Origin of the sequence: Ruegeria sp. HKCCA0370 (genome assembly GCF_013033705.1) — a bacterium.
Taxonomy (GTDB): Bacteria; Pseudomonadota; Alphaproteobacteria; order Rhodobacterales; family Rhodobacteraceae; genus Ruegeria.
In genome coordinates, this window is record NZ_WQEP01000023.1 from 1 (window position 1) to 11086 (window position 11086).

10 protein-coding genes are annotated in these 11086 nt (G+C 57.5%); all 10 read left to right on the forward strand.

Features of this window, described 5'->3' with window-relative positions; genetic code table 11:
- Nucleotides 1–247: 247 nt before the first annotated feature.
- Nucleotides 248–490, forward strand: coding sequence for a hypothetical protein (locus GOW31_RS21640; protein WP_171172775.1), 243 nt, complete (start codon nucleotides 248–250; stop codon nucleotides 488–490).
- A gap of 49 nt (nucleotides 491–539) precedes the next feature.
- On the forward strand, nucleotides 540–1493 hold the full coding sequence (locus tag GOW31_RS21645) for an HlyD family secretion protein (protein ID WP_253284207.1): 954 nt from the start codon (nucleotides 540–542) through the stop codon (nucleotides 1491–1493).
- Nucleotides 1490–2416, forward strand: coding sequence for an ABC transporter ATP-binding protein (locus tag GOW31_RS21650; protein ID WP_171172776.1), 927 nt, complete (start codon nucleotides 1490–1492; stop codon nucleotides 2414–2416). Before GOW31_RS21645 ends, GOW31_RS21650 begins: the two co-directional genes overlap by 4 nt.
- The gene (locus GOW31_RS21655; protein WP_171120927.1) at nucleotides 2413–3558 is read left to right on the forward strand and encodes an ABC transporter permease; all 1146 of its coding nucleotides are present in this window, start codon (nucleotides 2413–2415) and stop codon (nucleotides 3556–3558) included. The genes GOW31_RS21650 and GOW31_RS21655 overlap by 4 nt, the downstream gene beginning before the upstream one ends.
- Nucleotides 3559–4143: 585 nt before the next feature.
- Nucleotides 4144–4857, forward strand: coding sequence for a response regulator transcription factor (locus GOW31_RS21660; RefSeq protein ID WP_256368214.1), 714 nt, complete (start codon nucleotides 4144–4146; stop codon nucleotides 4855–4857).
- Between the two features lie 324 nt (nucleotides 4858–5181).
- The gene (locus GOW31_RS21665) at nucleotides 5182–7188 is read left to right on the forward strand and encodes an ATP-binding protein (RefSeq protein ID WP_171172777.1); all 2007 of its coding nucleotides are present in this window, start codon (nucleotides 5182–5184) and stop codon (nucleotides 7186–7188) included.
- 63 nt (nucleotides 7189–7251) lie between these two features.
- Nucleotides 7252–8274, forward strand: coding sequence for an adenylate/guanylate cyclase domain-containing protein (locus tag GOW31_RS21670; RefSeq protein WP_171172778.1), 1023 nt, complete (start codon nucleotides 7252–7254; stop codon nucleotides 8272–8274).
- Nucleotides 8275–8373: 99 nt separating this feature from the next.
- Nucleotides 8374–9822, forward strand: coding sequence for an NADH:flavin oxidoreductase (locus tag GOW31_RS21675; RefSeq protein ID WP_171120919.1), 1449 nt, complete (start codon nucleotides 8374–8376; stop codon nucleotides 9820–9822).
- A 22-nt stretch (nucleotides 9823–9844) separates the two neighbouring features.
- Nucleotides 9845–10270: a hypothetical protein gene (locus GOW31_RS21680; RefSeq protein WP_171172779.1), complete on the forward strand. Its 426-nt coding sequence runs from the start codon at nucleotides 9845–9847 to the stop codon at nucleotides 10268–10270.
- Nucleotides 10271–10484: 214 nt separating this feature from the next.
- Entirely contained in the window at nucleotides 10485–10862 is a 378-nt protein-coding gene (locus tag GOW31_RS21685) for a hypothetical protein (RefSeq protein ID WP_171172780.1), read from the forward strand.
- Nucleotides 10863–11086 lie beyond the last annotated feature (224 nt).

The window sequence follows — 11086 nt, forward strand, 5'->3', positions numbered from 1 at the left end:
TCGGAGCCCGTTTGCCAAGGCGCCGGTCACCCAATCAGTGGACGACTTTTGCTCCGCCCCATGGCCGGTTTTTACGCCGCCGTTGACATACGGCAATGCACAGGAACCGGACCATGCAAAGCTTAACGGACGGTCCAGAGTCGACATTCAACCTACTGCCTTGGCGCTGCAGTCGCAGCCATAAAACCTGCCGTTCGCTGCGTGCGCAAAACCCCGATGCGTATAAACACGCAGTTCGCGGGACAAAGTGAGCTTTTGGTACGTTGCTCACGCTACGCCCAGCGGAATTATTGGCTGGAACGACGTCGAATGTTGCCGCCAGAACATCCAGAATCTCGAAGTGGTGGATATCGGCAGTGGCGTGCATTTCCTGCAGGAAGACAATCCCCGCCTTATCGAGAAAAAGTTCGAAGACTGGCGCACCTGCCTGCGTGACGTTTCTACAGGGCGATATATACAAATCGAATTTCCTGATTGTATGGTTCAATAACCGGCCCATCTGAATAGCGGCCAGCAACCGGAGGGTAACCTTGCTGAATATGACGATTCCCATACCCCTGATTTTGGCCGCTGTGCTGCCCGCCATTCTGGACCGGTGCTCTGGGTCCGATACCAGCGTCGCCTTGGGCGTTTTGGCACGAGATCGTGTGGCCTTGACCGCGACAGCCAGCGAAATTGTCGTCGATTTACCGGTTGCAGAGGGAGCCGTGGTAAAGGCAGGTGACACGCTGGTTCAGCTTGATCCAACATTGCAAAGCGCAAAGTTAGCACTGGCGCAGGCGGAACTGGAAAAGGCCCAGGCCACGCTTCTGAAACTGCAGGTGGGGCCGCGAGAGGAGGAGATTGCGATAGCCGAAGCCAAAGTCGCGGGCGCTGTTGCACGTCTTGCCGATGCCGAGGCTATCTATGACCGAAACGCCAGACTGGTCGAGAACTCGGTCGTGACCGAGGCTCAGGTGGCAAATGATCTGGCCCTGCGCGATTCCGCGCGGGCTGAGTTGGCCAGCGCTCAACAATCCCTGAAAGAGCTGCAAAACGGCACCCGCCCCGAAGACCTTGCGGTTGCCGAAGCCAATGTGCGGGCAGCAGAAGCCTCGATCGCCGCCGAACAGACTGTACTGGATAATTTGACTGTCACGGCCACCCGCGACGGCGTGTTGGATTCCCTGCCGTGGAATTTGGGTGAACGAGTAACATCCGGTAGCCCGGTGGCCGTGATGGTCACGGGCCAAATCCCCTATGCGCGCGTCTACATTCCCGAGCCACATCGCGTCAATCTGAGACCCGGCGATTCGCTGGAAGTGCGCGTTGACGGGCTGGCCGATCCATTGGATGGCGTGATCCGCTGGATCAGCGACGACGCGTCCTTCACCCCCTATTACGGATTGAACAAGGACGACCGCACGCGCCTTGTCTATTTGGCTGAGATTGACCTGCCCACTGCAACACCCGATCTGCCCGCCGGTGTACCAGTGCAGGTCACAATGCCATGAGTGACGTCGTCGTCTCGACGCAAGGTCTGACCCGTCGGTTTGGGGAAAACACAGCCGTCAACAATCTGGATCTCGAAATCCGAACCGGCCAGATTTACGGGTTTCTCGGCCCCAATGGCTGCGGCAAGACCACCACCATGCGGATGCTTACCGGCTTGCTCACCCCCAGCAGTGGGGCGATCTCGGTTTTGGGCCGGTCAATGCCCGACGCGGCTGAACCGTTAAAAGATGAGATCGGGTACATGACCCAGATCTTCTCGTATTACCGCGACCTGACCGTTCTGGAGAACCTCCGGTTTGCGGCTGAAATCTATGGCATTCCAGCCAAATCGGCGGCAAACCGGATCGACGAGTTGCTAAACACCTATGACCTGACAACCAATGTGCATCAGCTAAGCGGTAGCATGAGTGGCGGACAGCGACAGAAACTGGCGCTTGCGGCGACCGTCATGCACCGACCAAAGCTGCTGTTTCTGGATGAACCGACCTCTGCCGTTGACCCTGAAACCCGTCGCACATTCTGGGAACAGCTGTTCGATCTGGTCGATCAGGGCGCGACGATGATCGTCTCGACACATTTCATGGACGAGGCCGAGCGCTGTCACCGGTTGGCGATCCTGCAACACGGGGTGAAAAAGGCAGAAGGGTCTCCGCGTCAGTTGATGGACGATCTGCAGGCCGATGTTGTCGAAGTTGAAGGCCCAGACCTGCGCAAGGTCAAACACGCGTTGGACGGCCAGCCCAAGATCCTGTCGACCGCGCAAGTCGGGTCGCGGCTACGTGTGCTGGTAGAAAAATCCGAACCTCAGCCGGTGGACATGTTGCGCGGCCAACTTGCTGCGTTTCCCGACCTGTCCCTGACTCCGCAGCGACCAAATCTGGAAGACGTGTTCGTCAGCGCCACACGGGGGCCAGAACAGTGATCTCGCCACGCCGCATCGTTGCTGTACTGAAGAAAGAACTGCTGCAACTACGGCGAGACCGGATGACGTTCGCCATGGTCATCATGATCCCGCTGATCCAACTGCTGCTGTTCGGCTATGCGATCAACACCAACCTGCGCCATGTGCCCGTAGCAGTGGTGGACCAATCCGGAACCGAGCTGTCCCGCACATTGGCGCAGATCGTTCAAGCCACGCAGGTCGTGACCATCACCGAACAACTAACAACCCCGCAAGAAGCCGAACGCGCGATCACTGAATCCCGCGTGCGCGCCGCGCTGATCATCCCGCCCGATGTCAGCCAACGCCTTGCCCGCAGCCCCTCTGTCGGTTTGGGTCTGCCCAACGCAACGGACCAGACCAGCAGTCGGCCCGTTGCCCATTGGATCGTCGATGGTTCGGACACCATGGTCGCCAGCGCAATCAAATCCCTGCGCACGATGCCTTTGACAGAACTGCTGAAACAACCACCAAACCGGCAGGTGCCCACCTTCGAGGTGACGCTTTACTTCAATCCCGAGCAGCGGTCGGCGGTCAATATCGTGCCGGGTCTTGTCGGTGTGATCCTAACCATGACGATGATCCTGTTCACCTCCGCCGCCATCGTCCGCGAACGCGAGCGGGGCAATATGGAGATGCTGATCAACACCCCGATCAAATCGATCGAACTGATGATCGGCAAGATCATACCCTACATCTTTCTGGGCCTGATACAGGTCGCAATCATCCTGGGTCTCGGGCACATCCTGTTCGATGTCCCGATAAACGGCGGATTGGGCACTTTGCTTGTAGTGACCTTGTTGTTCATCATCGCCAGCCTGTCGCTTGGGCTGGTGATCTCGACCCTGGCTCAAAACCAGCTCCAGTCGATGCAAATGACCATCTTTGTCCTACTGCCTTCAATCCTAATGTCTGGCTTCATGTTCCCCTTCGACGGTATGCCCAAACCTGTCCAAATGATTGCTCAAGTTTTACCTGCGACGCACTTCATGGACATGATTCGCGGTGTGGTTCTTCGAGATGCTTCGCTCTACGAGTTGCGCTGGGGGATTCTCTGGATGATCGGATTTGCGGCATTCGGATTGTTGGCGGCAACTCTGAGGTTCAAGAAGCGGTTGGGTTGAAGACCCCCGGCCCATAAGAGACATTCATCTCCCAGCTCCGATGCTGCGGTCGCAGCCCGCATTGCCGCCGTTCGCTGCATTCGCGAAAACTGGAAATGATCATACTCACAAATTGCGGGACAGACCCGCCCTTCGCTCACGCGGCTGTTTCTGACGCAGCATCCGTTCGCATTCGCAGTGGCGATCCTGCCGCGCAACTGCAGAGGTCGTCGAAGCGGTCATTTCCAAGCGGCTTCAGGGGCATCGTCTTAACCGCACCTTCGCTGCATTGGTCTCAGACTCGAAAGTCGCGCAACAAACCTGCCGTTGATTGAAACGCCTCGAATGACCGCTCTTGGCTAGAGGCGGGTTTCATTTGAAGCAGAGGATTCTGGCGAAGAGCTCAGAAACACGATTGCGTACGCCTTCGAGACGTTTGGAACGCATGAAATTCGAAAGGCGTCGCGCGTTGTGGTTTCTAGAATGCACCCGAGGCAGACGCGCTCGATCCGGGAGCCGCAGCGGTGTTGTGAGCTGCGTTCATAGCTCATTCGGCAACTTTTCTGCGGATTTATGGTCTCCATTGGGGTACGCTTTGTCTTTAAGATGTCTCGCAAAACCCGCATATTGATCGTCGAGGACGAGCCCACCGTTCGCGCACTAATGAGAGCACTTCTCCAGAACGAAGGGTTTATCGTCACGGCAGCGGAAGACGTTGCGACCGCCGAGGCCGAAATTCGGTTCGTAGACTTCAGCTTGGTGCTTCTTGATCTCTCGCTACCCGACGAGGACGGGCTTGTCCTGGCACGGCGGCTTCGAGCCCGCTCGTCGATCCCAATCATCTTCGTCACACACAGAGACGCGGACAGTGAGAAGATCACGGCGCTTGAGATGGGCGGAGACGACTACATCACCAAACCGTTCCACCCGCGAGAGCTAGTCGCTCGTGTCCGCAGCGTTTTGAGACGAAGTAGTGCAGACTTTGCCCAAAAGACGGGTGTTGAACGTGTCCGAGTAGGGGAATGGGTGCTCGATCTGAGCCGGCGGACGGTCATCGCGCGCGGAGGTGGCTCGGCGAAGCTGACACGTGCGGAGTTTGATGTCCTTGCAGCATTGGTACAGGCTGACGGGCGTGTAATGTCCCGTGCTCAGCTGTTGGACGCTATGGCGGAGCATCGAACTGATGGAACCGACCGAACTATTGATGTTCTGGTCAGTCGTATACGGAAGAAGCTTTCGGAGCCGGGCAAAAGCAGGGAATTGATCGATACGGTGCCGACGATCGGCTACAAGATAGGCGCAGATGTCGTGCCTTTCTGAGCCGGTACGTGACGTGCTCAACTCAGTGTATGCTGTCGCCAGTATGCCCAACTAAGGTCGAATGTTGTGCCTAGCCGCCAGAATTCCGCGGGGTTGACGACCCCGCACCCTCTAACGCTGAAGTTCAGGGACGCTGAACTTGAGTCCAGATTTCTGGCCGATCACGGTCGCAGGACGAGAACCCAGGCGCGGCTCGCCATTCTGGCGGCAATTGTCCTCTACGTGGTGTTCTCCGTTATCGATCCTTGGGTCGTAGGTGAAAACTATCGTTCGGCTTGGACGGTTCGGGTCTTCGTGTGCGTGTTCCTTGTCGGAGCGCTTGCCATGACCTATTCCGAACTCTATCTCCGGGTCGCCCGTTTGATTCAGTGGATGATACTGATCGTTTGCTGCTCTGGCATCATTGCCTTGATCTATCTCTCCGATACGGTGGGTCAGACAATGTACTATGCTGGCATCATGCTGATAATCATCGGGTGTTTTGTCGTTTTCCCCTTCACATTCATACACGCACTTCTGGGAACAGCTCTCTCGGTTCTTGCTTACTTCGTGGTTGCAATTCTGTTTGGCGATTTGTCGACGCCGATATTCTACAACAACATGATCTTTCTGATCTCGACGTCACTGATATTGGGCTTTGCCGGTTACACGCTGGAGTCCTACGACCGGCGGAACTTCGTGCAGCAGCGCGAGCTTTTGCACAGTCGAGAAGAACTGCGCGAAGCGCGCGACGACGCACTCGCTGCAAGCCAAGCGAAGTCCGAATTCTTGGCGACTATGAGCCACGAGTTGCGCACTCCGCTGAATGGAATTCTTGGCACCGCGCAACTTGCCATCCGTCGAAGTGACCTCCAAGCATCAATCCAAGAGGACTTCGAAGTAGTCGAGAGATCTGGCGAACTACTGCTGAAACTAATCGACGACGTTTTGGACATCGCTCGCATCGAAGCGGGGCGCCTGGAGATCGAACGGGAGAGCTTCGCGCTGATTGAGGTCGTGGAAGACGTTGTCGAGATACTGAGGCCAATCGCCGCCAAGCAAGTAACTTCGATAAGTTACGACATCGCTGACGATGTGCCGAGGTTCCTTTTCGGTGATGAAGCGCGTGTACGTCAGATTCTCCTTAACCTCTCTGGGAACGCCGTCAAGTTCACGCAAGACGGGGAAGTAACGATCAAGGTCGCGAGGACGGAGGGCTTCGGGAGCGTACCACTTGTTAGTTTTTCGGTTGTGGATACAGGGATAGGCATTCCGCCTGAAGATCTTGGCAGAATTTTCGACCCCTTGACCCAGGGAGCAAACGCTGTCCAGCGCCGGTTTGGCGGTACCGGTCTGGGCCTTTCTATCGTCAAGCGTTTGGTCGACGCCATGGACGGCACGCTGTCAGCCGAGAGCGTCGTCGGCGAAGGTAGTCGCTTTTCCTTCGAGATCGATCTCGTGGCTGGCGCCGAGACAAATACCCCGCAATCGGAACAAGGCCCAAAGAAGTGGATAACCCCCCCCTTGCACGTGCTACTCGTCGAGGACGACCCCGTCAGCCGGGGCGTCGCCGAAGCAATGTTGGAGAAGTTTGGGCACACAGTCACGACAGTTGACCGCGGATATGACGCCGTGTCGTTGGTACGGGATGTCAAGTTCGATGCAATCCTGCTGGACATGCGACTGCCCGATATGGATGGGGTCGACGTGGTTCGAGCCCTTCGGCAAGAAAAGAACAGATGCGCGGACTGGGTCTCGATCATTGCCGTTACAGCTAACGTATTTCCTGCCGACATCGACGGTTACCTTGCGGTAGGTTGCGACGACGTCGTAGCGAAACCGGTCCAGGCGGATCAGCTTCATGCGGTTCTCAATCAAGCTGCGCACATACGGGGACGAATGTACGCGGATTGGCCCGACAAGCTGAAAGTCCCGGAGGCGTTCGAAGCCGAGCTGTTCCGGGAGGTCCTGGAAAGTGTCGGAACAGCCGAAATGCTGAACCTTGTCGGGCAACTCCAGAAGTCCATCAGCCAGAACGTGGCTGAGATTGAAGCTGCGGGAGAGGACGGTTCGTTTTCTAAGGCGGTCGATCCCGCGCACCGCCTCGCCGGTGCCGCGAGGTGTCTCGGTCTGACGCAGCTTGCCGCATGCCTCAATCGGCTGGAGGCGTACATCCGTTCCGGAGAGAACGCGGCCGAGATTGCGCAAACGATCTGCGACCTTAAGCGCCAGGGGGAAGAGGCGGCGATCGCCTTGGCCGAAGTCCAGGCGGGAATCGCCGGGATCAGCGCTCCGGACCATCCGGACCCCGCTGGCGCTGAATGGCAGCCGGGGCCGTTAACATCGCGTTAATCACACCGACAAATCCCGTTCAAACGATTGCGTCACACTTTCTCTTATCAGAGGAGGAAGGGCATGGCCCATCGATTGACTGCAATCCTGATCGCCGACGTCGTCGGGTATTCGAGGATGTTGACCTCGGATGAAGCTGCAGCACTCAGAATGGTGCGCGAGATTGAGTCGGGTATTCTCAAACCGGCGGTCTGGACCAACTCGGGCAAGATCATCAAAACCGTCGGCGACGGTTGGATCACCGAGTTCGGCAGCGCGATCGGCGCCGTCGACTGCGCGCTCGAAGTTCAGCAGTTGCTCGCGTTCGAGCATGCTGCTGAGCTGCGGATAGGAGTGGACATCGGCGACGTCGTACCAATCGATCGCGAGGTCTTCGGAACGGCTGTGAACGTAGCGACGAGATTGCAGGAGTTCGCGGATCCCGCCGGGATCGCGATCTCCGATGCGACGTATGCGACACTGGACGAGACGGTGGCCAGAATCTTCGTCGACGCGGGGATCCAGGAGTTGAAAAACTTGGCGCGTCCCTTGCGCGTCTGGACGGCGGCGCCGTTTTCCGTGCGGGAGATCAGGCAGATGACCAGCGGAGCAGAAGCCTGGAGCAAGGACCTGTTCCTCGAGCTTGCACCTATCTGTACAACCGATCCCAGGGATGAGATCCACGAGATCGCCCACGCGCTGGACTGCGATCTTAGGGCGCTGCTGTCGGCATCCGGCTGGCTGCGGATCGGCCGTGAGCTGACCGACCCCGACGGCGCTTACCGCCTTGAGGGCGTGCTGCGCAGCGTGCAGAATCGGCTCCGCCTGGAGGTAAGACTGTTGCTCGCGGATGGAGAAGTTTGGACGGCGAAATACGAAGGTGACTTGCCAGCTCGGTTTGAATGGCAGGACGAGGTCAGCGAGGAGCTCTCGACGACTGTCCTTGGCGTGATGCTGGATGAACGTTCGGCAGAGCTGAGGCGCCGGATCAGCGAGCTTCGCGTACCGGATTTGGCTTCAGATGAAAAATGCGTAGACTTCTTGTCAGTCACGCAAAGGACGGTGAACGCCGATTGTACGGCGATAAAGCCGCCGGTCGCAAAGTGAAGGCGACCACGAAAGAGGCAAGTTCCCGGTCAAGGCCCCATCGGCTTGATGACTGATCGCGCGGCGGTCGGCCCTTGAATTTACGGGTGAGGAGGCCAAATGACGGCACCACGTATCCACGACCCGCTGGACATCGGGAGCCTAAAGCTGGACAACCGCCTGCTTAGGTCAAGCCTCTCCGGACGGATCGACAACTATGACGGCTCGGGGACGGAATGGCGCCGGAACTTCGAACGAACCTTCGCAGCTGGAGGTGTCGGCGCCATCATCTCGTCGCACGTACCGATCCACACAAGCGGACGTATTCTGCCGAATTACGCGCATGTGGATTGCGACGCGCGAATCCCGTTCTGGGAATCGGTCGTCAAACAGGTCGCGAGGGCGACGCCCACGGGTCGCGAGGAACCATGCCACTACATAATGCAGCTCTCGCACTCCGGACGTCAGCAGGACATTGCAGGGATCGAGAACCTCGGACGCCAACCGCCGGCACCAACTGATAGGAAGGGGTTCTTCCACGGCCTCAGGGGACGTCGGATGACCGACGGCGAGGCCTGTAAGATCATCGCGCTCTTCGTTAACGCCGCGCGGAGGGCACAGCGTGCCGGAATCAAGGCGATTGAACTGCACTCGGGAAACGGTTACCTCTTCACGCAATTCCTGAGCGCCGCCATAAACCGTCGTCCCGATGGCGACTTTGCCGGCGGCTGTATCAAAACACGGTACGAATTCCTGAGACGGGTCATCTGCGCAATTCGCGACGATCCAAAGGTCCGTGACATGACCCTCATCGCCAAACTCAGCATCGCGGAACTAAACAACTGCGTCTTCCCCTGGGTCCACCCAGGAAACACCCTTGAAGAAAACGTTCAGGTCGCGGAATGGTGCGAAAGAGACGGCGTGGACGCGATCCACGTATCGTCGGGCAGCATGTTCGGGCATCCCTGCAATCCCGCAGGTTACTTCCCAAGCGAGTTCGTACCGAGGACTTACAAGTCACTAATCGACAGCGGGGCCTACACGTTTCTCTGGTACCTTGCGTTCAGAGTGCGGCCCCTGCTGTGGGTGGCGAGGCTCTTATGGGAGCGGTCGCTCCGGCGCGAACTTTATCCGACAATAGGAAGTTTCGTTGCGGGACGCAGGCCACCGGCAGACAACAAGGACGCGGCCTGGCGTAGGCTCGAGGGCGTCAATCTCGATGCTGCCGAGGCCGTTAAATCCCGCGTGACAATCCCGGTCATCTGCACCGGTTCCTTCCAAACCCTGGAAGGAATTCAGGCAGCCTTGGACGATGGTAAATGCGATGCAGTGTCCATTGCGCGCCCCCTGCTGGCCAACCCCAATCTGCCGAACGAGATACTCAAGGCCAGCCGCGAGAAAAAAACAGCGCACGCAGCGGAGCGTCCCTGCACGCTCTGCAATCGTTGCCTCCTGGCGGTGCTCGAATACCCAATGGGCTGCTACGACGACAGCCGCTTCGCGCACATCCCGGGCCAACCGCACCATCGTTGGGATGCCCTGATCCAGGAGGTCTTCGACCTGTACTAGCAATGGCGGCTGTGCTGCCAGGATGGAGAAAGCGATGAAGAGTCACTACCACTGGCGCCGATTGCTAATTGCAAAAGGCCTCTACAACTGCGTCGGCACTTTCGGCCTGGTTGTGTTCTCGGACTGGGCGCTGAACTGCCTCGGGCTCGATGCCGGTGATCGCCTGTTCTTCTACCTGTTCGCACTGCACGCCTTCGTATTCGGACTGGGTTTCATGGCGGTGGCGTTCAATCCGGACCGAAACCACACCATCATCGCGACCGGTGCGTTCGCTCAGTTGGGTTTGGCGGGCTTGAGCATTTGGTATACCACCAGTGGCAGCGCAGACGTGCTGCTACTTGGCCCCGGCGCCGTCGACTTAGTGTTCGGTGTACTGTTCCTCGTGTTCCTCTGGAACTACCAATGGAGTAGTGCTGAACCGCGCTCTGCTCGTACGGATGAACCGTGAATCTTGACGCTGTCATCGGCCATAGAAGCAAGGCCACATGCTTCGGTTTGACGCTATATTTCTAATCGCCGTTGACGGCTCAAATGCTCAAGATCGGCCAGCAATGGTAAGTTGGATCGTCTTGCCGCCTTGACTCAGGGCAGACTGCGAAACAGCATCTGGCGATACCAAGACTAATTTACATAGAAGTCTGATCGGACCCACGAGAGGGATATTGGATGAAAAAACACCTTTGCTACTTGGGGCTTTCTCACTTCTTTGTACTGAGGCTATCGCACAAGAACAGCCGATTATTCGCGCACTTGATCCCGGCACATTCGTGACAGATCAGTTTCCCCAGACCCATATTCAGCCAACTGCTTCGGAGCTTCTCGGATTGGCTCAAACTGGCGGCTTTGGCGTTAGCACTGAGGACACCGGTTTGGCACTTAGAAATCTAACCGGCAATGAACTGAGTCAGCTCGTCAGAACGCCTGGGGCTAGTCAAGCAAGCAATCAGATCGACTTTTATATATCTACGACCAACTTCAAGAGAGCGACCAGCTTGGAGCTGCACTCGCGGCACAGGCTGCAGGAACAAATGAATGGGTAACAATCACAACTCAATCGCTCGCCTCCGACATCGCGACATTTAGCGCTGCAGGCGAAACTGAGGAACTAGCCTGAGCCTCCCCAACTGAACGGGTCCACCGTTATGTTTAGGAAACGGAGGACTGAGAATGGCAAACAAGCGACCGAGGCCCGAAGAGATTGTCTCGAAGTTACGGCAGGTTGAAGTTCTGATGGGGAAGGGATGTCCCGTCTTGATGCGATCAG